Origin of the sequence: Ligilactobacillus animalis KCTC 3501 = DSM 20602, assembly GCF_001434535.1 — a bacterium.
GTDB classification, from domain to species: domain Bacteria; phylum Bacillota; class Bacilli; order Lactobacillales; family Lactobacillaceae; genus Ligilactobacillus; species Ligilactobacillus animalis.
On sequence record NZ_AYYW01000011.1, the window covers coordinates 35008 to 57230 of the forward strand.

20 protein-coding genes are annotated in these 22223 nt (G+C 40.7%); 9 read left to right on the forward strand and 11 right to left on the reverse strand.

From position 1 onward, the window contains the following. Nucleotides 1–19 precede the first annotated feature (19 nt). From FC30_RS02590 to guaB, 3 genes are all read left to right on the forward strand, one after another. The gene (locus tag FC30_RS02590) at nucleotides 20–421 is read left to right on the forward strand and encodes a (deoxy)nucleoside triphosphate pyrophosphohydrolase (RefSeq protein ID WP_005917899.1); all 402 of its coding nucleotides are present in this window, start codon (nucleotides 20–22) and stop codon (nucleotides 419–421) included. Then, nucleotides 418–3264 (forward strand): DUF3427 domain-containing protein, encoded by a 2847-nt coding sequence (locus tag FC30_RS02595; protein WP_010688478.1) that lies wholly within the window; start codon nucleotides 418–420, stop codon nucleotides 3262–3264. The genes FC30_RS02590 and FC30_RS02595 overlap by 4 nt, the downstream gene beginning before the upstream one ends. 122 nt (nucleotides 3265–3386) lie before the next feature. Beyond that, nucleotides 3387–4874 carry an IMP dehydrogenase gene (guaB, locus tag FC30_RS02600; RefSeq protein ID WP_010688477.1) on the forward strand — a complete coding sequence of 496 codons (1488 nt, stop codon included), beginning with the start codon at nucleotides 3387–3389 and terminating at the stop codon, nucleotides 4872–4874. Between the two features lie 46 nt (nucleotides 4875–4920). Here guaB and FC30_RS02605 read toward each other — a convergent pair whose 3' ends face one another. From FC30_RS02605 to mscL, 6 genes are all read right to left on the reverse strand, one after another. Then, nucleotides 4921–5595 (reverse strand): ABC transporter ATP-binding protein, encoded by a 675-nt coding sequence (locus tag FC30_RS02605; RefSeq protein ID WP_035448429.1) that lies wholly within the window; start codon nucleotides 5593–5595, stop codon nucleotides 4921–4923. Nucleotides 5596–5599: 4 nt separating this feature from the next. Beyond that, nucleotides 5600–6661, reverse strand: coding sequence for an ABC transporter permease (locus FC30_RS02610; RefSeq protein WP_010688474.1), 1062 nt, complete (start codon nucleotides 6659–6661; stop codon nucleotides 5600–5602). Between the two features lie 16 nt (nucleotides 6662–6677). Continuing rightward, entirely contained in the window at nucleotides 6678–7175 is a 498-nt protein-coding gene (locus tag FC30_RS02615; protein ID WP_010688472.1) for a TetR/AcrR family transcriptional regulator, read from the reverse strand. Between the two features lie 116 nt (nucleotides 7176–7291). After that, the gene (locus tag FC30_RS02620; RefSeq protein ID WP_010688470.1) at nucleotides 7292–8131 is read right to left on the reverse strand and encodes a YitT family protein; all 840 of its coding nucleotides are present in this window, start codon (nucleotides 8129–8131) and stop codon (nucleotides 7292–7294) included. A gap of 66 nt (nucleotides 8132–8197) precedes the next feature. Continuing rightward, nucleotides 8198–9121, reverse strand: a complete 924-nt coding sequence (locus FC30_RS02625; RefSeq protein ID WP_056938463.1) for a diacylglycerol/lipid kinase family protein — start codon at nucleotides 9119–9121, stop codon at nucleotides 8198–8200. Nucleotides 9122–9178: 57 nt separating this feature from the next. Further along, complete coding sequence (gene mscL, locus FC30_RS02630; RefSeq protein WP_010688464.1) at nucleotides 9179–9556, reverse strand: large-conductance mechanosensitive channel protein MscL; 378 nt, start codon at nucleotides 9554–9556, stop codon at nucleotides 9179–9181. Nucleotides 9557–9929: 373 nt separating this feature from the next. Here mscL and gdhA point away from each other — a divergent pair, with 373 nt between their 5' ends. Next, nucleotides 9930–11264 (forward strand): NADP-specific glutamate dehydrogenase, encoded by a 1335-nt coding sequence (gdhA, locus tag FC30_RS02635; protein ID WP_010688463.1) that lies wholly within the window; start codon nucleotides 9930–9932, stop codon nucleotides 11262–11264. 75 nt (nucleotides 11265–11339) lie between these two features. Here the strand turns inward: gdhA and FC30_RS02640 are convergent, their stop codons facing one another. Next, on the reverse strand, nucleotides 11340–11900 hold the full coding sequence (locus tag FC30_RS02640; RefSeq protein ID WP_010688462.1) for a hypothetical protein: 561 nt from the start codon (nucleotides 11898–11900) through the stop codon (nucleotides 11340–11342). A gap of 288 nt (nucleotides 11901–12188) precedes the next feature. Here FC30_RS02640 and FC30_RS02645 point away from each other — a divergent pair, with 288 nt between their 5' ends. The 4 genes from FC30_RS02645 to FC30_RS02665 all read left to right on the forward strand — a co-directional run bounded on the left by FC30_RS02645 (nucleotide 12189) and on the right by FC30_RS02665 (nucleotide 14849). Beyond that, complete coding sequence (locus FC30_RS02645; protein WP_010688461.1) at nucleotides 12189–12896, forward strand: TVP38/TMEM64 family protein; 708 nt, start codon at nucleotides 12189–12191, stop codon at nucleotides 12894–12896. Between the two features lie 588 nt (nucleotides 12897–13484). Continuing rightward, nucleotides 13485–14198, forward strand: coding sequence for an aggregation-promoting factor (gene apf / locus FC30_RS02655; RefSeq protein ID WP_010688459.1), 714 nt, complete (start codon nucleotides 13485–13487; stop codon nucleotides 14196–14198). 155 nt (nucleotides 14199–14353) lie between these two features. Next, nucleotides 14354–14536 (forward strand): hypothetical protein, encoded by a 183-nt coding sequence (locus FC30_RS02660; RefSeq protein WP_029507289.1) that lies wholly within the window; start codon nucleotides 14354–14356, stop codon nucleotides 14534–14536. 82 nt (nucleotides 14537–14618) lie between these two features. Beyond that, on the forward strand, nucleotides 14619–14849 hold the full coding sequence (locus tag FC30_RS02665; protein ID WP_010688458.1) for a cytochrome b5 domain-containing protein: 231 nt from the start codon (nucleotides 14619–14621) through the stop codon (nucleotides 14847–14849). A gap of 77 nt (nucleotides 14850–14926) precedes the next feature. Here the strand turns inward: FC30_RS02665 and FC30_RS02670 are convergent, their stop codons facing one another. After that, nucleotides 14927–16162 (reverse strand): aminopeptidase, encoded by a 1236-nt coding sequence (locus FC30_RS02670; RefSeq protein ID WP_010688457.1) that lies wholly within the window; start codon nucleotides 16160–16162, stop codon nucleotides 14927–14929. A 128-nt stretch (nucleotides 16163–16290) separates the two neighbouring features. On the opposite strand from FC30_RS02670, the gene wecB reads away from it, so the two are divergent. After that, on the forward strand, nucleotides 16291–17433 hold the full coding sequence (gene wecB, locus FC30_RS02675; RefSeq protein ID WP_010688456.1) for a non-hydrolyzing UDP-N-acetylglucosamine 2-epimerase: 1143 nt from the start codon (nucleotides 16291–16293) through the stop codon (nucleotides 17431–17433). Nucleotides 17434–17506: 73 nt separating this feature from the next. Here wecB and FC30_RS02680 read toward each other — a convergent pair whose 3' ends face one another. From FC30_RS02680 to FC30_RS02690, 3 genes are all read right to left on the reverse strand, one after another. After that, nucleotides 17507–20383: a YfhO family protein gene (locus FC30_RS02680; RefSeq protein WP_010688455.1), complete on the reverse strand. Its 2877-nt coding sequence runs from the start codon at nucleotides 20381–20383 to the stop codon at nucleotides 17507–17509. 39 nt (nucleotides 20384–20422) lie between these two features. Continuing rightward, nucleotides 20423–20875 (reverse strand): flavodoxin, encoded by a 453-nt coding sequence (locus FC30_RS02685; RefSeq protein WP_010688454.1) that lies wholly within the window; start codon nucleotides 20873–20875, stop codon nucleotides 20423–20425. Between the two features lie 121 nt (nucleotides 20876–20996). Beyond that, nucleotides 20997–22130, reverse strand: a complete 1134-nt coding sequence (locus tag FC30_RS02690) for a site-specific integrase (RefSeq protein WP_010688453.1) — start codon at nucleotides 22128–22130, stop codon at nucleotides 20997–20999. Nucleotides 22131–22223 lie beyond the last annotated feature (93 nt).

Consider the following 22223-nt stretch of genomic DNA (forward strand, 5'->3'; position numbering starts at 1 on the left):
AGTTTGATGAGGTGATCTAATGATAAAAGTAGCAGCTGCTGTGATCGTTTCAGAGGGCAAGATCTTAGCTGCCAAGCGGAAAAATGAACGTCTTGGCGGAGGCTTTTGGGAATTCCCTGGTGGTAAACTCGAACCCGGAGAAACACCAAAGCAAGCTTGTCAAAGAGAAGTTGCCGAAGAACTAGGTGATCAGTGTGAAGTGTTGGAGCGGATCGATGTTTCCCGGCATTTTGAGACGCCGTATGGTGAGTTAGAGATCGATTTCTTTTGGACAAAACTAAAGACATATAATTTAAAATTGGTGGCTGCTAGTGAGTACCGGTGGTTGACACCAGAGCAACTGGAAAGTGTTACTTGGCTCAAGCCCTCTGAGCCAGTTCTAGAGGTCATCAAACAAACAGATCTGAGGAAATTTGAATGAGTGAAGAATTTAAAAATGCGATCTTAGCTGGTTTATATGACAGCAAATATGCACCTAAGTTAGATGGGCCAGTGCCTAAATTATTGACTAATCAACCGACCGAGACATTGTGGAGTCACTTACAACAAGAATTATTGACGTGTGATCATTTTGTCCTAGCGCCAGCCTTTTTGACCGTTGATATGTTAGTGCCACTAAAAGCTGTTTTGGCCCGTATAGCCAAAAAAGGTGTGACCGGAACGATCTTAACGGCTGATTATTTGGGATTCAATGCGCCCGCTGTGTTTACGGAGCTGTTGAAGTTACCCAATGTTACGACTAAGATCGTGACTAAGGAAGCTTTCCATATGAAAGGTTATTTCTTTTGGCATGGTCCACAGCAAACAGCTTACGTAGGAAGTGCTAATTTTACGCGAAATGCTTTATTGAAAAACTGTGAATTGACTTTACGGGTGACTAGTGCAGAACAAGCTGATTTTACGCAACAATTAGCGCAGATCTTGAAGCGACTAGCTGAAGATGCAATTGATCTGACTACTGACTGGATCGTAGCTTATCAAGCACGCTACCGTCCACCAGTGAGACCAGCTGCTACCAAAAAAGAAAAACTGCTACCTAATCGAATGCAAAAAGAAGCATTACTGCAATTGGCTAATTTACGAGCTCAGGGCAGTACTAAGGGGTTAGTCGTTTCAGCTACGGGAACGGGGAAGACTTACTTAGGTGCTTTTGATGTTAAAGCTTATGCCCCTAAGCGCTTTTTGTATGTCGTTCATCGTGAACAGATCTTAGAAAAGACCAAAGCTAGTTTTCAAAAAGTCATCGGCGGTCCAGCCAGTGATTTTGGCACATATTCTGGTAAAAAGCATGAAACTGAGGCTAAATATTTATTTGCTACAGTCCAATCACTGGCTAAAGACGAAGCCTTAGCTCAATTTTTGCCGACTGAGTTTGATTACATCTTGTTTGATGAAGCCCATCATTTAGGGGCACCTATTTTTCAAAAAGTGATGGATCATTTTACGCCGGCCTTTTGCTTAGGGATGACCGCAACGCCAGAACGCATGGATGATTTCAATGTGTATCGTAGCTTTGATTACAATCTAGCCTATGAGATCTCATTGGATGAAGCTTTGACGGCTGAATTATTATGTCCATTTGACTATGTAGGTGTGACTGACTATGAATATGAAGGCGAAATGATCACCGAAAAGACACCGCTCAAGCAGTTAGCTGCACCTGAGCGTGTTGCCCATATTCTAAAGCAATTAGAATATTATGGTAGTACTAAAAGTCGGGGGGGCTTAGTTTTTTGCAGCCGCCAACAAGAAGCAAGAGCGCTGGCCGAAGCCTTTACAGCTGCTGGGTATCCGAGTCAAGCCTTGACCAATGAAGATAGTGTTGCTAAAAGAGAACAAGCCGTTGCCCGCTTAGAAAGGGGTGCCGTAAAATATTTGATCTCAGTTGATATCTTCAATGAAGGGATCGATATTCCCTGTGTCGATCAGATAATTTTGTTACGCGATACGCGTTCAAAGATCGTCTTTACCCAACAATTGGGCCGGGGATTGAGATTATTTCCCGGGAAAACGAGCGCATTGATCTTAGATTTTATCGGTAACTACCAAAACAACTATCTGATCCCCCAAGCTTTGACAAATGATCGTTCTTTGAATAAAGATCGTTTGGTCGCTGACTTAAAAGAGCAGGTCGTCTATGGCCTATCCACGATCAATTTTGATGAGATCGCCTATCAAAAGATCTTAGCTGTGATCGCTAGAACTAAACTTGATTCACTTAAGCACCTAAAAGAAGCTTATTTTGAATTATCCCAAAAATTAGGGCGCATACCGATGCGACGCGATTTTTATCAGAGCAGTCAACTAGATCCTCAGATTTTTACGCAAGGTAACACCTTAGTCAGCTATGCCGATTTTTTGGATAAGCTAGGTGTAAAGCAAGAACTATCGCATTACGCTAAACAAGTTATCGCTTTTCTAGAAAAAGAATTGATGAATGGAATGCGTAAACATGAACTATTGCTGTTACAACAATTATTGATAGCCGAAGTGACGCAAGCTGACTATTGCGAACGCTTGACTAAAGCGGGATGCTATGTGGATGATGCGGTCTTGGACTCGGTAAATGCGATCTTGTCACTGCGCTTTTTTGAAGTCAAAGCAGGCAAGAAATTACGCTCTGAAACCTATGGTGCTAAACCTTTGATCGTACTTGAACAAGGTAAATATCGTCTAAGTAGCGCATTTAGTGAAGCATTGTTGCAGCCAGCATTTAAACAACACGTTGTAGATATTATTGAAACGGGGCTTTTGCTGAGTCAAGCTTATCAGGCGCAAAAGCGTTTTACACTGTATCAAAAATATACGCGTAAAGATGTATGTCGCTTGTTAGATTGGCCTAAGGATATCAGTGCCCCGCTCTATGGTTATCGTGTGGTCGATGATGTGTGCCCGATATTTATCACCTACCAAAAAGAAAAGCAGGGTTATCAAAATGTCTTGACAGATGACCGTGCGATCCGCTGGTATACGCGAAGCCCTAGATCATTAGCGTCAAAAGAGGTAAAAGAACTTTTAGCAGGTGTTAAAACTGGGGACCCATATGTTAAGTTGCCACTCTTTATCAAGCCAAGTGATGCTTTTGGTGCTGAATTTTACTATGTGGGGGAAGCTAAGATCATCGCTAAAAGTGTACGCGAAGTTGAACTAGGTACTAAAAATAAACCTAAAAAAGCAGTGGCGATGGATCTGCTCTTTGAACAGCCACTGCCGCTTGAAATGCTGGAAAAACTCCAGGCGTTTCCAGTAGATCCCGAAGATTAGAAAAAAATTTCGGTAAAATTAAAGATTTTTCCAAAAAATAAGGTGAGAAAAACTTGCAATTGTAAAGATTTTTTTGTAAATTATAATACAATATAATAATTTAAAACAAAGGAGAGTTTACGATGTCCAATTGGGATACTAAGTTTACAAAAAAAGGTTTAACGTTTGATGACGTGTTATTGATACCGGCAGAAAGTAATGTTTTGCCAAATGAGGTCGATTTGAGTGTTCAGCTCGCAAAAAATTTGAAATTAAATATCCCAATCATCAGTGCTGGTATGGATACAGTTACTGAATCTTCAATGGCGATCGCAATGGCTCGCCAAGGTGGTTTAGGTGTTATCCATAAAAATATGACGATCGAACAACAAGCAGATGAAGTCAACAAGGTAAAACGCTCTGAAAGTGGCGTTATCATTGATCCATTCTTCTTGACACCAAAGCACACGGTAGCTGAAGCTGAAGGCTTGATGGCTAAGTATCGTATCAGCGGGGTGCCGATCGTTGAATCCATGGATAGTCGTAAATTCTGTGGGATCATCACAAACCGTGACATTCGTTTTGTGTCTGATCACAATGTTGAGATCGGTGCAGTTATGACCAAGGGCAACTTGATCACTGCACCAGAGGGAACCTCTTTAGAAAAAGCTGAAGCGATCTTACAACAACATAAGATCGAAAAATTACCGATCGTCAATGAAGCTGGCGAATTAACTGGTTTGATCACGATCAAGGATATCGAAAAAGTGGTCGAATTCCCAGATGCCGCTAAAGATGAACATGGGCGTTTGTTAGTTGCTGCCGCTGTGGGGGTAACAAGTGATACATTTGAACGTGCAACTGCATTATTGAATGCTGGGGCTGATGCTTTAGTCATTGATACAGCTCATGGCCATTCAGCTGGTGTTATCCGCAAGATCAAAGAGATCAGAGAACATTTCCCAGATGCAACTTTGATCGCCGGAAACGTAGCTACTGCTGAAGCCACACGTGCATTGTTTGATGTCGGTGTTGATGTCGTTAAAGTTGGTATCGGACCAGGCTCTATCTGTACAACACGTATCGTTGCCGGGGTCGGTGTTCCACAATTAACAGCGATCTATGATGCTGCTAGTGTAGCGCGTGAATATGGTAAAACGATCATTGCTGACGGTGGTATCAAGTATTCAGGTGAGATCGTCAAAGCGATCGCCGCTGGTGGGAATGCTGTTATGTTAGGTTCAATGTTAGCCGGAACTGATGAAGCACCCGGTGAAACGATCATCTACGAAGGTCGTCGTTTCAAGACATATCGTGGTATGGGTAGCTTAGGCGCAATGGATTCAACACACGGTTCATCTGATCGTTACTTCCAAAGTGGGGTCAATGAAGCTAACAAGTTAGTTCCAGAAGGGATCGAAGGCCGTGTTGCTTATAAAGGTAGCGTAGCCGATATTATCTACCAAATGGATGGTGGTCTACGTGCTGGTATGGGTTACGTAGGCGCAGCTGACTTGAAAGATCTAAACGACAATGCTCAATTTGTTCAGATCACAGGTGCTGGATTACGTGAATCACATCCACACGATGTTCAGATCACAAAAGAAGCGCCAAACTATTCAACTCGTTAATTTAAAAGCCTAAAAAAAAACGCCGTTACTGGCGTTTTTTTTAGGCTTATTTTTTTTGAACTAATTGTCCGTCCGTCAGTTCATAGATCTTGTCGGCTTGTTCGATCAAGCGAAGATCATGCGTTACAGTAATGACGGCTTTATTTTGTTGCTTAGCTAAGGCTTGTAAGATCGTACCAACTTTTTTGACGCGCTGACTATCGAGCGCAGCCGTTGGTTCATCGGCTAAAACGATCTCCGGGTCAGTGTAGAGCGCCCGGGCGATCGCAGCGCGTTGACTTTGACCACCGGAAAGTTCATTGGGATATTTATCTTTGAGTTCAGCGATCTCAAGGTGAGCTAACAGCCGTTCAAGTTCGGCTGGACTTAGATTGCCCGTCTTTTTGACGCGATCGACCAGTTCAAACTGTTCTTTGAGCGTTAAATAAGGAACGAGATTATGAGCTTGTAAAACAAAACCGATCTGATTCAAGCGGAGTTGTTCTCTTTCTTTGTTGCTATAGGCAGCGATCTCTTTTCCATTGATCAAAACAGAGCCACTACTAGGACTTAAAATGTTACCGGCAATTGTTAAAAAAGTACTTTTCCCTGAACCAGAAGGCCCTAAGATCAAGACAAATTCACCTTTATCAGCTGAAAAATCGATATCTTTAAGGGCATGAACTTTAGCTGAACCACTGCCAAAATATTTGTTAACATTTTTAAATTCAATTACTGACATAAAATCAACCTCCGATCGCTTGGGCTGGATCGATCCGCAAGATCGCTCTGACTGGGATCAAGGAACCCAAAACTGATGTTAAAACGAGTCCGACAGAAACTAGACTTAAGAATTTTAGATCAAAAGTCATCGGAACATTTGCTGGGATCACCAGGGCGGTAGCTAAGGTCAGCAAAGCTCCAATGATCAAGCCTGTAACGACTAAGATAAAAGATTGCCCGATCGTATTTTGGATTAAGACTTTGTTAGCGATCCCTTGGACCCGCAAGACTGCGTAGTTGGGGAGTTTTTGGATCGTGATGATATATAAGAAAACGGCGATCACGATCAAAGAGATGATCATCAAAAAAGCGATCATAAAGGTAAAAGTGCTATTTTGAGCACTGTAGCCAGGTAATTTATCGATCAAAGCTTGTTGTGTGGCCACTTGCAGTTGCGGATCAGTGACTTTAAAATCAGGATCTTTGGATAAGACCCCGCTGGCAGCAAAGTTAGGACCAACGTTTTTTAGTTCAGACCAAGCAGTTAGTGAACCATAGACAACGGGTAAAACATTTAACTTGGCATTTTTTATAAAGCCAGTGATCGTATAGGGTGTTGTTTGGGAGTTGAAATATACTTTATCTCCAAGTTTATAGCCGTCATTTTTGAAACTATCATCGACGACGACTTCTTGCTTAGTTTTGGGAAGATGCCCCGAGCTTGCCTTTAATTGTTGATAGACGAACTGAGATCTCTCTAGCCCAACAAATGTAGCCGAGAGTTTTTGGCGTCCCTTTTCTTTGACAATGATGGGGGCTTGTCCGATCACGGCTTCATTTTTAGTCAATTTAAGTTCGTTTATCTGCTCTTTTGTGAGCAGTGATTGACGCAAATTGACATCGGCATCACGGTTCAAGGCGATCTTTTCAAAATCCCAACTTTTGATCGCATAAGTATTTTCGTGCGCCAATCCGAGCGCAAGACTGGTCAGGATAAAGACGAGATAGCTGATCAAAACGACCATCGCGATGATCAATGAATAACGGATCTTTTCATGTTTGATCTCTTTTAGTGCTAGATACATAGTGAAACTTCCTTTCTTAGTTATCTAGGGGAGAAAGCAAGGCAATGCTTTTCTCCAAGCGCTCAAGATAGAGTTCTTTATTTTGCGGATCATTTAAGGCTTCTCTTAAGGCTTGATGGCTCAAAGTCGCTAACGCCCAGCGAGTAGCAGAAAGGCTAGGGTCGGCAAAAGCTAAAGGTAATTCATTTACAGTCAAATGTAACTTGAGCAGATCGTAATAGGGGCTTTTTAGTGAAGCCGTGATAAAAGCGCGCGTTGCGTTGAGGAGCGCTTGCGGTGAACTTGACTTAAGATCGGCATGGATATCAACTAGCGCTAAGTGGTAAAGATAGTCATAAGCTTCGTTTAAGTCAGTGAAATATTTGTAAAAAGCCCCGCGCGCGATCTGAGCATCTTTGACGATCCGGGCGACTTGGGCGTCTTTTAGTGGATAAGTGGAAAATTCCGTCAAGAGAGCAGCATTGATGCGCTCTTTTTTTTCAGGGGCAAGATTTTTGAATGTCGGTGAAACCATAGTGTACCTCCTTAAAAGTATAAAAGTAATTTACGCTCTAAGCATAACAATAAAGTGACACGTTGTCAACGTTGGGTAAAATAAAAAAGCTATGTCGCAACATAACTTTTGAAAAACTAGATCCCAAATGTCCCACCGTGAACTTTAACAACGTTTGAAGCGATGATAAAAGCATCGGGATCAATATCATGGATCGCAGCTAGTAATGGACCGTAGCTTTGATTGTCGATGACCGCCATCAATAATTCTTTTTCGTTAGCTGAATAACCACCACGAACATTGAAGATCGTCATGGCATGGTCTTCAGATTCGAGCATTTTTTTGATCTCAGGGAGTTTAGTTTGACTCATCACTTGGATCTGATATTTGTGGTCAAGACCAGCTTCGGTATAACGCATGACGATCGAGGTGATGACCAGTGAAAATGAAGCCATGAAAAAGGCATTCAAACCGGAAACAAAGATATTAAAAAAGGTGACTAGCATATCGATCGCTAAAAGTGAAAACGCAGGATTGATATGGAAATACTTTTTAAAGATCATCGGTGGAACAGTTGTCCCGCCACTGGAAGCGTTGATCCGATAAAGGGCAGCTACCCCGAGCGCAAAGACGGCTCCGCCAACGATCACGGCTAATAGATCATCTTCAATTATCTTTTGACTGGGAGTGATATACATTAACAGTGGTAAAAGGAAACTACCATAGATGATATTTTTAACAGTCTTTTTGTCGAGCAATAACCAAGCAGCTAAGATCATCAGTAAATTGATGAGTAAAACTGTCAACGAGCGATTGATCCCAAAAGCAGCGTCTAACAAGATTGCAAGTCCCGTTGCTCCACCGGCCGCAATATTGATCGGGGCATAGAAGAAGTTGACTGAAATGGCAATCAATTCTAGCGCAATGACTAAAACGAGCCAATAAAACCAAGGTGTTTGGACTAATCTTTTTTTCACGAATATTCCCCCGTATTTATTTGATAATATAAGTTTAACGTATTCAAGAAAAAATAGCTATATTTTTTAAAATATAAATTTTTGTTGCTTTATTTCTAAGCGTAAGTCGCCTGGTGGAAAGGTAAATGTTTCTCCATTAACTTGAATGATCTGGGGGGCAGTAGTGGTCAGTTCAAGCTGTTTAGTTATATAGAAGCTAAGTGAGCGGGCCTGAAGATGATAAGTTCCGGGTAAAAGCATCAATAAAAAGATGCTTAAGAAATTTAATAAATTCTTTTTTTCGATCACGACCAAGGTAAGGTTTCCATCATCTAATCGTGCTTTGGGGAAAAGCGCAACACCACCGCCAAAATACGGTTGATCAGTGATCGTACACAAAAAGGCATGTGAAAAATTTTTAGCTGGAAAATCCGGCGATACCACCGTCACTTCGAATGCTTTTTGGCGTCTGAGCGCTTTGAAAAAACAAGCAGCATAGGCGAATTTACCTAAGTGTAATTTATTTAGCTGCTTTTTTAAACGTGAATTATTCGTCATTTCGACGATCCGGGCATCAAAGCCAAGCCCTAAATTATTTGAGAAAACACCAGTATGATTTGAAGTCTTAAAGTATCCTAGATCAAGCGTATGGGGCGTTTTTTGAGCTAAGAGCTGAGCTAAAGATTTGTTGGGGTCGGTAGAGATCTGAGCGGCTTTGGCAAAATCGTTGCCAGAGCCACAGGGGATGTATCCTAAAGTAACATCTAATTTGGTGGGAAAGGCTACGGCATTTAAGGAGTGATAAAGCGTACCATCACCACCTAAGATCACAAAGATAGTAGTTGGCTTTAGCTGTGCTTGCCGGCGTAGGTGCTGTTTTAGATCTGTACTTGATGTGGTCAAATAGTAGCTATACTTTACATTTAGTTGGTGTAATTGCTTTTGTATTTTAGGCCAACTTTTCCGAGCGCATCCATTGCCAGCACAGGGGTTGATAATAAAATGATACATAAAAAGCCTCCAAATTAAGGTTCTTGATAAGTATACCTTAATTTGGAGGATCAATGTTTATTTTTTATCTTTCAATAAATCACGAATTTCAGATAAAAGTTCGATCTCTGGTTCTGGACCAGTCTCTTCAACTTCTTCTTCGACTTTCTTAGGCATAACTTTATTGACTGCTTTAACGATCAAGAAGACAACAAAAGCAATGATCAAGAAGTTGATCACGGCGTTCAAGAAGACCCCAAATTTGAAGGTCGTACCGCCGATCGCAAGTTGAAGATCAGAAAGGTCGATCTTACCGAGGAATAACCCGATAAACGGATTGATCAAGTTAGTAACAAGTGAGTTAACGATTGCAGTAAATGCGCTACCGATGATAACCCCGACAGCTAAGTCTAAAACATTACCTCGGCCAATAAATTCTTTAAATTCCTTTAACATTAATTTCACCTCCAGTACAAATTGGTTGCAATCAAGATATTTTTAAGTTTAGCTAATATATCTAAATAAAACAAGCTAAAAGCCTTGAAAAAATTCAGTTTTTTTGAAAAATTCAACTTTTGTCTGGAGTGAATTATGTATAGATGCAAAATATAACAAATTAGTTTTTAAACTTTAATATGAGTTTAATTTGGGGAATAGGACTTGAATTTTAAATATACATTAGGGTAGAATTAGAAATAGAATTTGAGCAGCAGAAAGTCAAACGTAGATGCCACCAAATACTACGATCTTCAAGAAAGGAAAAACTATTAAAGTCTTTCAAAATACAGTAATGTATTTTTCTACGTTTATTTAATAGTAGGGATAAGAGATGGGATATGTCGATGAAGTTTTAGCACGTGTAGCAAAGCAAAATCCAGAACAAGCTGAGTTCAAGCAGGCGGTCGAAGAGGTTTTAGAATCGCTTCGACCAGTGATCGAGCGCGACGAGGAAAAGTATCGTAAGCAAGCGATCTTGGAACGTTTGACCACCCCTGATCGGCAATTGCTTTTCCGGGTCGCTTGGGTCGATGATGCAGGTCAAACACAAGTCAATAATGCATATCGAGTTCAATTCAACAATGCGATCGGACCATATAAGGGTGGTTTACGGTTGCACCCTTCAGTTGACCTAAGTATCATCAAGTTTTTGGGCTTTGAACAGATCTTTAAAAATGCTTTGACTGGCTTACCAATTGGTGGCGGTAAAGGTGGGTGTGACTTTGATCCTAAGGGAAAATCAGACCGCGAGATCATGGCATTTTGTCAAAGCTTTATGACTGAACTAGCTAAATATATCGGGGCTGATATGGACGTACCAGCTGGTGATATCGGAACTGGGGCACGTGAGATCGGCTATCTTTTCGGCCAATACAAGCGCTTAAAGGGTGTCTATGAAGGTGTCTTGACGGGCAAAGGACTCGAATACGGTGGTTCTTTAGCCCGAACAGAAGCGACAGGTTACGGTTTATTGTATTTGGTCGATGAATTACTAAAAGATCACGATCAAAGTCTACGTGGTAAAATAGTAACTGTTTCAGGTGCCGGTAATGTGGCGATCTATGCGATCAAGAAAGCGCAAGAACTTGGCGCTAAGGTTGTAACTTGTTCAGATTCGACCGGTTGGGTCCATGATCCAGCGGGGATCGATGTCGCTTTATTACAAGAAGTAAAAGAAGTTAAACGGGCGCGTTTGACAGAATATGTGGCCAAGCGTGCTTCGGCTAAATATCATGAGGGACATGGTGTTTGGAGCGTTAAAGCTGATGTAGCGCTACCGTGTGCGACCCAAAATGAATTACATTTGGCTGACGCAAAACAGTTAGTCGAAAATGGGGTCCTAGCTGTGGCAGAAGGGGCTAACATGCCAACGACCTTAGAAGCAACAAAATACTTACAAGAGCATGGTGTTTTATTTGTTCCTGGTAAAGCGGCTAATGCTGGTGGAGTCGCTGTTTCAGCGCTGGAAATGAGCCAAAACTCAGAACGTTTGAGTTGGACCTTTGAACAGACGGATGAAAAATTAAAAGAGATCATGCAAAAGATCTATCAAAATATCAAACAGGCTGCTAAAGAATACGGCTATGAAGATGATTTTGTTTTGGGAGCTAATATTGCGGGCTTCAAGAAAGTCGCTACAGCAATGGAAGCACAAGGTATCTATTAATGAAACGATAGCTTATAAATACAGCAAACGAGGGGCCCATCACTGTATCGTGGTGGGTCCCTCGTTATTTAGGATTTATTCTTGTGTAGTTGCTTTGGCTGCTTCAATATCAGTTTGGGTGACCGAGATCGTGGCGAGATTGCTGCCATCAGGATTATCGTATTTTACCAAGACCTTAACATCGGGTGCAATGGCCTTAGCCCTATTTAATAAAGGCTCAACTTCTGGGATCAAAACTTGTTTTAAAGCTTCATTATCAAGATTGATATTTTGTGGTTGAGAAAAAGTATAGTTGTAAATGATCGTACTATCTTCACCTTCATCGATCGCGATATCTTTAAAAGTATCATTTTCGCCGTTGAGCTGAGCTTTAAGGGCTGGAATCTGACTTTGGGCAGTTTTGATCATTAAAGCAAAGTCTGCGGAGTTACCTTTGGTTGATCTAGCACGTGAAAGTGAGTTTTTACTGGTCGAACTGGCTTTACTGCTCAAACTTTTAGCACTACTGGAACTGGTAGAACTGCTAGAACTGCTAGAAGAACTACTTGCAGTATCCTTTGCTTTATCATTAGAACAGGCTGTTAAACCAAAAAGGAAAAATACACTTAAAAATGCAATAAAAAACTTGTTTTTCATTAAAAAAACCTGCTTTCTTTTAAGATATATTTTCATTATATAAAGGGGGATATCGAGTACAAATCTAAAAAAATTGATATTGTACCTTTGAATGGGGACAGTTACAAATATAACTATATTATTTTAGATGTTATTGAAGCGATAATATCAATGGGATAAGAAAGGTGTTTTTTGCGAGTTTCTACCTATAATATGTAGATTATACTAAGTGGACATTTTGAGTAACTGGAACTTTCTTAAATTAATTGTTAAACTTAAACTAAAGAAAGATAAGGTAGGGGAAGCGAGATGACCGAGTTACACATTAGACATCGCAAATTATTATATTGTTTAAGTGGTTTAGGGATCGTTTTGGCAGCAGTACTGATCTATATTATTTTCAAAAATAACGAAGCGCAGTATTTACAATTTTTAGATCCTAAACATGATAAGAGTGTTTTGATGCATACATTTCGTGATCGTGGTCCTAAAGATGCACTATTGTTGATTTTATTGACGGCGGTCACTTCGGCTGTGCCAGCACTCTCAAGTTCAGTTATCTGTATTTTTAATGGTGTTTGTTTTGGGCCTGTTATCGGATTATTGATGAATATTACAGGCAATTCACTAGGAAATGCACTAGTAGCTGGCTTTTTTACTAAGTTTGATGAAAATCATGATTTTAATAAGGAAACTAAGCACCCTAATCGGATCTTAGAGCGCTTGGCTCATTTTAAGAACAAAATGGTCGCATTGATCCTAGGCTATATGATCCCGATCATCCCATCGTTTTTAGTCAATTATATGGGAGTTCGTTTGAAGATGGATTTTAGAAAGCAATTCTTATGTATCGTGATCGGTGTTTTACCGACATCATTTTTATATGCTTTTGGTGGGGATGCCATTTTTAAGGGAAATGATCTCCGGTTGATCGTCAGTGCATTGTGCATTATCTTACTGGTAGTGGGTGGTGTTACTTTCTATCGTAAAAAGCATGATGCTAAAAAAACTAATTAATGTATAGTAGTAAAGATCAGGTAGTGGGTCAGACCACTGCCTGATTTTTTTATATTTTGCGCTAAATGACGTATTTTTGTCATAAATATTTGGCAACAAGTGGAAGTTAAGATAAAATCTCGACCAAAAATACGAACTTATGTTTGTTATGGGTGTTACACTATTTCATGAATGTAACAAGAATGGCTAAAAAAGCAGAATTTTCGAAAAAATAACCGTTTTTTGGCCGTTGAAAAAATTTTTTTCGAATTTTTTCAAAAAAATTTGGTCAGAATTGGTAAAAAATCGGCTTTTTTTGTCATAAAACTTGTAAAAGGTAAGAACGGCGCTATTACGGGCTTGAGTTTAAACATAGATAATTTTATTACAAAAGTTTTGTTACTAAATATTACGAAATGTAACAAATATTACATAACATCCATTTTAGGTAAAGTTTTTGGTACTTTAATGTCACAAACAATCCGTATACTATTCATTGTTAGCTCGCAGGGAGCTAAAAAGCTTTGAGCTTTGGATGTTATTAGAAAAATAAATAATTGAATTTAAAAACATATAAGTAGAAGAATTTTACAGGAGTGAATATATTTTATGAATTTAAATAAGGTTTTATTGTCAGCCGCAACAGTCGTAGGTTTTACCGCTGCTACAGCAGCTGCCGCAAATGCAGATACAGTAACAGTTAATGCAGGTGATACACTTTCACACATCGCATTGCGTAATAACACAACAGTTGAAGCTCTTCAACAATTAAACAACTTAGAAAACATCAACTTGATCTTCCCAGGTCAAAAGATCGAAGTTGGCGGTCAAGCACAAACAGTTGAACAAGCACCAGTTGTAGCTGCTCAACCAGCACAAACAACACAAACAACTCAAGCTGACCAAGCTCAACAAGTGGCTCAAGCCCAAGCTCAAGCAGCAGTTGAAGCACAACAAGCAGCGCAAGCACAAGCCCAAGCAGCCGCTCAAGCTCAAGCTGCAGCACAACAAGCAGCCCAAGCAGCAGCAGTTCAACAAGCAGCACAAGGTCAAAGCTACACAGCTACTCAACAACAAACAACAAATACGACCGGTAACGGTGATGAAGCAGCTGCTCGCGAATGGATCGCAGGTAAGGAATCCGGTGGTTCTTACACAGTAACAAACGGTCAATACATCGGTAAATACCAATTATCAGCTTCATACTTGAATGGTGACTACTCAGCTGAAAACCAAGAACGTGTTGCTAACAACTACGTATCTTCACGTTACGGTTCTTGGACAAACGCTAAACAACACTGGTTACAAAACGGCTGGTACTAAGATAAAATAATAATAAGTTTTAAAAGACTAGGCTCGTTCTAGTCTTTTTGTGTTATTTTTAAACTTTCACTAAATGAGCTTAATTTTCATGAAAACTTCCAAGGAAAGTATTATAATTTTAAATGATGAAATATTTAGTAACTTGAGGTGAGGATATGCGACTTTCAACAACGCTAATTATTCTGTTGGTATGTTTGTTTGGGTTGTTGATGATCATTAGTGCGGTCAATATGCACGAAAAAGAGTCGATCATAATGAAAGTTATCTTATTTGTCATCGGTGTGTTGGCACTGATGGTCGGAGGGTATCTTTTGATTCGCGTAGTCTTATTAGGGTAAGATAAAACAAATTATTTGGTCTATAAAGCGCAATGTGGTAGTGTTAGAATGAAAGAGCTAATTATTAATTGGAGGGATCTGTATGGAAAAAGAATTTGATTTGGCCCAGTTAGCACAATATGACGGGCAAGAGGGACGTCCAGCTTATGTTGCGATCGATGGTGTTGTCTATGATGTTACTGCAGTACCTGCTTGGAAGGGTGGCAAGCACCACGGGAACACAGCTGGTAACGATCTCAGTGCTGCGATCGCCCATGCTCCCCACGAAAAAGCAGTCCTAACTAAATTACCTAAAGTTGGTACACTAAAATAATACAAAAAAAGGAAGGTTTTTTAGCCTTCCTTTTTTGTGCTCATTTTTAGAGATCAAGGGTGTTTTTTGTGCTGAAATTAAGCCCAGTCACCGTTTCTAAAGATCGGGGCTTTTGTACCATCAGCACGGATGCCGTCAATATTCATGTCAGCTGAACCCATCATGAAATCGACGTGGATCTGGCTGAGATTTAGTCCAGCCGCTGCCAATGCTTCATCATCCATCGTAGTTCCATCCTGGATACTGAAAGGATAGGCACTTCCTAACGCTAAGTGGTTGCTGGCATTTTCATCAAATAAAGTGTTGAAAAAGACGATCCCTGAACGTGAGATCGGTGAAGGATCGGGAACAAGTGCTACTTCACCAAGGGAGCTAGCCCCAGCATCAGTTTCGACTAAATGTTCTAAGATATCTTGTCCAGAGCTAGCTTCGATCTTAGTTACATGACCAGCTTTGAATGTAAACTTGATATCTTCTAGAATATTGCCTGCATAGCTAAGTGGTTTAGTCGAAGTGACATAGCCGTCGATCCGATCTTTATCAGCCGCAGTGAAGACCTCTTCAGTTGGCATATTAGCCATAAATTCGATCCCCTCGACACTAAAGCTACCAGCACCTTCCCAAATATGGTTTTTAGGTAATCCAATAGTCAAGTCGGTCTTAGGGGAAGTGTAGTGGAGAGCCACGAATTGTTCGTCATTGAGCCATTTAGCTTTATTACGCAAGGTTTGATCGTGTTCTTGCCACGCTTTGATCGGGTCTTTTTGATCGATCCGACAAGTCTTAAAGATCTCCTCCCAAAGACGGTCGACAGCTTCAGTATCACTTAGATCAGGGAAAACTTTTTTGGCCCAAGCTACATCTGAAGCAGCAACGACAGTCCAGGTAAGGTCATTGTTTTGGGTCGCTTTATGTACATTTAAAAGAGCTTTTCCCATCGCAGCCTGGTTTTTAGCGATCCGTTTGGGGTCGATCCCACTAAATGCATCGGGGTCTTCAGAGATCACTGATATCCGTGCGGCATGCTTATCCACGATATAATCTGCTTCAGCGCTTACGTAGGCTGGAATGTTTTCTAGGCGTTCTTCTGAAGCATGGGCTAAAAATTGCCGGCTAGTGAAGGTATCATTCCATTTAACGATAACTTCATTTGCTCCAGCAGCATAGGCTTCTTTGACGATCAAATGAGCTAATTGTTGTTGCGTCACTGAGATATATAGGACAACAGTTTGTCCAGGTTGAATGTTGACCCCCGTTTTTATGATCAAGTGAGCATATTGGGCGAGTTTATGTTCGAAATTTGCAATGGCCATAAAAATTCCTCCTTATTTTTTATCTATAATACCATAAGTAGCTTGAATTAAGGTACAATTAAATTTTTGTTTGAGCTTAACTATTGTTATAATAAGATGAAATACAAAACTTTTAGGAAGTGATGTACGTGAAAAAGCTTAAAGTGATGCCAATTTTTGGAACTCGTCCAGAAGCGATCAAGATGGCACCATTGATTTTAGAATTAAAAAAACGTGCGGCTGAATTTGAGACTGTTGTCACTGTGACAGCTCAGCACCGTGAAATGTTAGATCAAGTACTCGAAATTTTTGAGATCACCCCTGACTATGACCTTGATGTGATGCAACCAGATCAGACGATCACAACGATCACGACTAATGTGATGAATCGTTTAGAACAAGTGATCCAAGCCGAAAAACCGGATATCATCTTAGTTCATGGTGATACAACAACGACTTTTGCTGCTAGTTTAGCGGCCTTTTACAATAAAACTGCAATCGGTCACGTTGAAGCAGGGTTACGGACTTGGAATAAGTATTCGCCTTATCCCGAGGAGATGAACCGGCAGTTGACCGATGTTTTGAGCGATCTGTATTTTGCGCCGACTCTGCAAAGTAAAGAAAATTTATTACAAGAAAATCATCCTGTAGAGCAAGTTTATGTGACGGGAAATACGGCGATCGATGCCTTAAAGCAAACGGTCGCTCAAGATTATCAACATGATATCTTGGAAAAAGTTGATTTTTCTAAAAAAGTTATTTTAGTAACGATGCATCGCCGGGAAAATCAAGGTAAGCCGATGGAACAAGTCTTTAAGGCGATGAAAGATGTTGTGACCAAGCATCCTGATACCGAGATCATTTATCCCGTCCATCTCAGTCCCACGGTGCAAAAATTAGCCCATACTGCCTTTGATGGGGTCGAGCGCGTCCATTTGATCGACCCGCTAGATGTTGTTGATTTTCACAATTTGGCAGCCCGAAGCCATTTTATCATGAGTGATTCTGGTGGGGTCCAAGAAGAAGCTCCATCCTTGGGCAAACCTGTATTGGTCTTGCGCGATACGACCGAACGTCCGGAAGGGATCGCGGCTGGAACGCTTAAGTTAGTCGGGACTGAATACGAAAACGTCAAACGTGAAATGACGGCGTTGCTAGAAGATGAGAACCAGTATCAACAAATGGCACAAGCTAAAAATCCATATGGTGATGGGCAAGCTAGTCGGCGGATCTTAGATGCGATCGCCTACCACTTTGGTCAGTTGGCTGACCGACCACAGGATTTTAGTTGATAAAAAGCATTAAATAACTAACTGACAAAGGACCCATCACGATGCAAATGCATCATGATGGGTCCTTTACTATTTATACGGTTTTAGTGGCTTTTTTATTTTTCAGAAATGCGAAAAGGCCTAAGCTAGCATATAATAGCAGCCCTAGTGCTGATAATAAAGCCCCGATCTTTAAGCCAGGTAAGTGGTAAGTAAAACTTACGTGGTGTTTTCCCTTAGTTAAGGTCGTCCCGATAAAAGCATGATTAGTCTTGATGACGGTGCGTTTTTTACCATCGACCGTAACTTCCCAGCCCTTTGAGTACGGGATCGAAGACGTCAAGATCCCCTTTTTGGTGGCGGTAATATTACCGCTAACACCATTTTTGGTCAATTTGACATCTTGTAAAGCCTGTTTTTGGAGTTGTTGGACTTGCTTATCATAGCTAGTGCCCAGCTTTTCAACGTAGATCTTTAATTTAAAACTATATGTTCCAAGTTTAGATGGCGTCAAAGTCAAACTTGCAGGTAATTCTTTGAAATAGCCACTATTTAAAGTACCCTGAGTAACAGTCTTATAAAATGATAAAGCGTTTTGCTTAGGCTGGAAGAGTTTTTCTTGCCCAAGGTCTGAAGTTACACTAAGTGAAAAACTGTTGTCCGGCGATCCTTGTAGGATGTGGTAACGGAAATATTTGTAGGAACTTAGAAGTTCATTTTTCGCTAAGATCCCTTGGGTCAGATCGTTAATTTGCTTGCGTTTTTCCAAAGCTAACTGCTCACTAAATGTGAAAGGCGTGTATTTGATCTGAGAAAAATCAAAATGTAATTCGCCTGCACCGTACTTTTCGGGTTCTTCTAACATGATCTGGTAGGTCTCATCACTATCTTGTTTTACAAGGTCTTGGGGTGAGATCACCGTTCCCCGGCTTGAGATCAAACGATAAGGGACTTCAACGACTTCAGAAGTGATGGTCGTTGTAGGATAATTTTTAGCTAGCTTATCATCGACCACGACCCCTAAAGCTAAAGCCCGTTCACGTTGGGTGGGATTTAATTTATCAGCAGTCGAAGTAGCGATCGCTTTAGACTGGAGATACAACAGTGGAAAAGCATTTTTTGTTTGATAGAGCAAAGTTTGTTGATCTTTTTTACTATTTCCATTTGGATCAGTGAGCTTTTGGGTCGTCTTAGCCAGCTCATAACCATAAGGGATTTTATTAGCGTTAGGCTGGTTGAGCAAGGCAAACAGATAGCGGACGCCTAAGAAATTATTCAATACTGTTCGGTCAGAAACTTGGCCCAAGGGAATATTAGCTTCATACTGTGAGTTTTGCATCACATTTGAAAAATCGCCTAAGGACTTAGTTTGAAGTGAGTAGTATGAATTGATCGAATAGAGTTTAGAACCTAAAACATTGTAGAGATGGTAATCTGAACCCAATTCATAATTCTTGCTCAAAGTCGAGATCCGGTAAAAATCAGTTTGCGGATCGGGCAACGCTTTGTCTAAACCAAAGAAACGCTCATTTTTTAAAGTCTTATAGGCACCAGCGGGTAACATTTCGGTCGCATAGCCACCGTTATAGGGTGCTTCAAAGTAGATAGCATTAAAGCAGACATTAGCGATCAAGGCCCATAATAATAGGTGGGCTGGTAATTTTGAGCGGATCTTGGGCATGTTTGAAGCGATCAAAATACTCCAAAAGATAAATAAAAAGATGACCGGGATGAAGAGTTTTTCATCATTTTGGAATAGATAAGTCACGCCAATATAGGCTACATAGATCAGTAGGCTATACGTAAAGCTTTTTAAGCTCTTTTGTGTGAGCTTGTGGCTATTTTTTATCAAGCAACAAACTGCTAAGGCCATCGGTAAACATGTTAGCAAAGTCCACCGATTTGACGGTGCAAGCATCCCGTTAAAAACTGCGCCGAAAAATGGAAAGAGCAACATGATAAAACTCAGCAAAAAGCTCCCAAATAATAGCGGATATTTTTTGCGTTCACATACGATATAAACGAGCGCAAAAAACGCCAAGCTAGCAAATCCTAGCGCACTCCAAAAGTAAAAATCACGGTTAGCTCCATTGATCAGCTGACTCGGTAATGCTAGGTAGTAATAGGGGGGGTAAAGCGTCAAGCCGTTCGCAAATGCTCCCCCAGAACGAGTCGAGTTTTTAACAGCCAAGATCTCAGGGATAAGCATGATGCTGGCACACAATAAACTGGTCAGCGTCGCTATGCCTAAATTGAAGATGACCCGAAAGATATCTTTAGGCTGATAGAGCCGACGGTAGTGTGTCCAAAAGCGCAATCCCAAGTAGAGTATGGCGCCGATCCCTAAGACATAGGCAAAGTAAAAGCTACTGATCAGCATCCAAGTAAAGACGAGGATCAACGGTAAGTAAGAACGTTTTTGTAAAACTGCCTCTAAAGCCACGATTATCAACGGAAAGAGGATAAACGGGGTCGTAAAGAAGGGTTGGGCGACATTTGAATAGAGCAAAAAGGCATTAAAAAGATAGACCAATGCTCCGGCAACGATCGTCCAACGTCCAAAGTCAAAATGCTTAGCTAGATAACAAAAGGCCAATCCCGCACAGTATAACCGCAAGATGATCGTCAATTGAAAAGCTAAAGCCAGCTGACTTTTAGGGAATAGCAAAGCGATATAGGTGAAAATATCTCCAATGTTATAGTAGGAATAGACTTGAAAAGCATCACTTCCTAGGCCAAAGTTCCACGCCCATTGAGTTATTCCCTGACTAGGATCTTTGAAAAAGTTTAAGACCAGCTCGCGGTATTGTTCCAGTAAAGGCAGATGTTGATTAGCACCATCTAAATGCCAGATCAAGGCGTGTCCAGTGATCAAATAAGTTCCATAGACAAAAAATGAAACCAGTAAGAAGGCCAAAGTATAGGTCAAATACAGATGTTTTAACTGTTTTTTCTCAAAGGAAAAATTCAAAGCAGTCACCTCAGATCAGTTTTTGTCATGGATCTAACTTTAAGCATTGACAGCTTGAGCTAAAGCTGCGGCAAAATCATCCAAACGTTTGATATCTTCGTCACTATCGGGTGCTAAATTGATCTTGACGTTTTGAGCTCCTTGTTTAGCCCCAGCATTTTCTAAAGCTTGTCCAAATTTATCGACTGCCAAGCCAAAATATTCACCGTAGAAAGTATCGCCAGAGCCAGCCACACCGTAAACTTTGCCAGTTAGATCGACATCGGCTAGTTCTTCGTAAAAATCGATCCCTTCATCAGGAAGTGAACCTTCATCGTAAGTATAGGGGCAGACCACACAGAGATCGACCTCTTCGAAATCAGCTGGATCGGCTTGTGAGATCTCTTCGACTTCGACGTCCATTCCTTTTTCTTCGAGTGCTTGTGCGATAATATCTGCAATATCTTCATTGTTGCCAGTGATCGTGGCAAAGACAACTTTAGCTGTAGCCATAAAATTATCCTTCTTTCATATTTAATGTTTAGTTACAAGGACTATTATACCATGTATAATTTTTTCTTACTGCTAGGCGGTTTTTAAGTCTCATAGAGTGCCTAGGGTCTCTTTTGGGTCTCTATCCTAGATAGCGAACGAACTTTTGAATAGTCTCTTTTTGATCTTGTCGGGTCAAGTGAGTATAGATATTAAGTGTAGTACTTACATCACTATGCCCGAGCCTATTTTGAACTTCTTTGACGCTAGCACCAGCAGACAGCAACAGAGTAGCGTGTGTATGCCTAAACCCGTGAAGCGTGATCTTAGGTAAGTCACCAGCTTTTAAGAGTTGCTTGCACCATCTACCTATTGCCGTAGTGACAAGCAATTCATTAGACCTATTGCTAAAAACTAGCTGGCTTTTTGACATTGCATTTATCCCGATCGCTAACAAGTAACTAGCTTGCTTAACTTTCCACCGCTTTAAGATCTGCATTGTTTCGACGTCCATATCTAACAGGCGCTTACTTGTCTTAGTCTTTGGATCGTGTATGATCGGTTGACCATCTGCATTCTTTGACAGGGTCTTATTAATGCTGATGGTGTTATCTGCAAAATTGACATCATCCCAAGTCAACGCAACAAGTTCACCAATTCGCATACCGCTGTAAGCTAGTAGCCTAAACAACGCATATTGTTTTAGGCTCTTTTTTTCTGCCAACGCCAAGAATGTTTTTAATTGGCCAACGTCCAAGAAATTTATTTTTTCCCGTTTTTGAGTTCGTGGTATTGTCGTATCACTAAACGGGTTCTTGTTTGCTATTTCCAGCTTAACAGCGTATTTTATCAATGCTGACGCATACACCTTTATTATGCTGACAGAACCAGGGCACTTAGACGCCCACTCATTAACAGCTTTTTGGCAGACACTAAGTGTTAAACTATTGACCTTGTATGATCCTATTGCAGGTAAGACATAGTATTCTAGCGCCCTTTTAGCATTAAAAAACGTTGCTTCTTTGACCGTCAAACGGTACTGGTCTATCCAAATATTGTATACATCCCTTACCGTTTCGGGTCTTTCCTGCTTGAAGTATCCACCGTTAGCGATCTCATATTCTAACTTGACCAACTCTTTTTTTGCTTGCGCCTTGGTTTTAAAACCTGATCGCTTGATATATTTTTTCTTTCCCGTTGTTTCGTCGATACCTGCATACACACGAAAGCGATACAGCTTCCCTTTTGAATTTGAATACTCAACAATCTTAGCCATATTTATCAGTCCTTTATCTTTTAATTGCACGGGCTAAGTGGCTTAAAGTAATGCACGATAATGCTAAGGCGTTGAGATCATTATTCTATTGTG

Excerpts from the sequence above, each read along its gene's own strand:
- FC30_RS02690 (WP_010688453.1), bottom strand. The coding sequence starts at position 22,130 with ATGGCTAAGATTGTTGAGTATTCAAATTCAAAAGGGAAGCTGTATCGC.
- gdhA (WP_010688463.1), top strand. The coding sequence starts at position 9,930 with ATGGGATATGTCGATGAAGTTTTAGCACGTGTAGCAAAGCAAAATCCA.
- FC30_RS02665 (WP_010688458.1), top strand. The coding sequence starts at position 14,619 with ATGGAAAAAGAATTTGATTTGGCCCAGTTAGCACAATATGACGGGCAA.
- FC30_RS02640 (WP_010688462.1), bottom strand. The coding sequence starts at position 11,900 with ATGAAAAACAAGTTTTTTATTGCATTTTTAAGTGTATTTTTCCTTTTT.
- FC30_RS02610 (WP_010688474.1), bottom strand. The coding sequence starts at position 6,661 with ATGTATCTAGCACTAAAAGAGATCAAACATGAAAAGATCCGTTATTCA.
- mscL (WP_010688464.1), bottom strand. The coding sequence starts at position 9,556 with ATGTTAAAGGAATTTAAAGAATTTATTGGCCGAGGTAATGTTTTAGAC.
- guaB (WP_010688477.1), top strand. The coding sequence starts at position 3,387 with ATGTCCAATTGGGATACTAAGTTTACAAAAAAAGGTTTAACGTTTGAT.
- FC30_RS02615 (WP_010688472.1), bottom strand. The coding sequence starts at position 7,175 with ATGGTTTCACCGACATTCAAAAATCTTGCCCCTGAAAAAAAAGAGCGC.
- FC30_RS02595 (WP_010688478.1), top strand. The coding sequence starts at position 418 with ATGAGTGAAGAATTTAAAAATGCGATCTTAGCTGGTTTATATGACAGC.
- FC30_RS02645 (WP_010688461.1), top strand. The coding sequence starts at position 12,189 with ATGACCGAGTTACACATTAGACATCGCAAATTATTATATTGTTTAAGT.
- FC30_RS02670 (WP_010688457.1), bottom strand. The coding sequence starts at position 16,162 with ATGGCCATTGCAAATTTCGAACATAAACTCGCCCAATATGCTCACTTG.
- FC30_RS02605 (WP_035448429.1), bottom strand. The coding sequence starts at position 5,595 with ATGTCAGTAATTGAATTTAAAAATGTTAACAAATATTTTGGCAGTGGT.
- FC30_RS02590 (WP_005917899.1), top strand. The coding sequence starts at position 20 with ATGATAAAAGTAGCAGCTGCTGTGATCGTTTCAGAGGGCAAGATCTTA.
- FC30_RS02625 (WP_056938463.1), bottom strand. The coding sequence starts at position 9,121 with ATGTATCATTTTATTATCAACCCCTGTGCTGGCAATGGATGCGCTCGG.
- FC30_RS02660 (WP_029507289.1), top strand. The coding sequence starts at position 14,354 with ATGCGACTTTCAACAACGCTAATTATTCTGTTGGTATGTTTGTTTGGG.
- FC30_RS02685 (WP_010688454.1), bottom strand. The coding sequence starts at position 20,875 with ATGGCTACAGCTAAAGTTGTCTTTGCCACGATCACTGGCAACAATGAA.
- apf (WP_010688459.1), top strand. The coding sequence starts at position 13,485 with ATGAATTTAAATAAGGTTTTATTGTCAGCCGCAACAGTCGTAGGTTTT.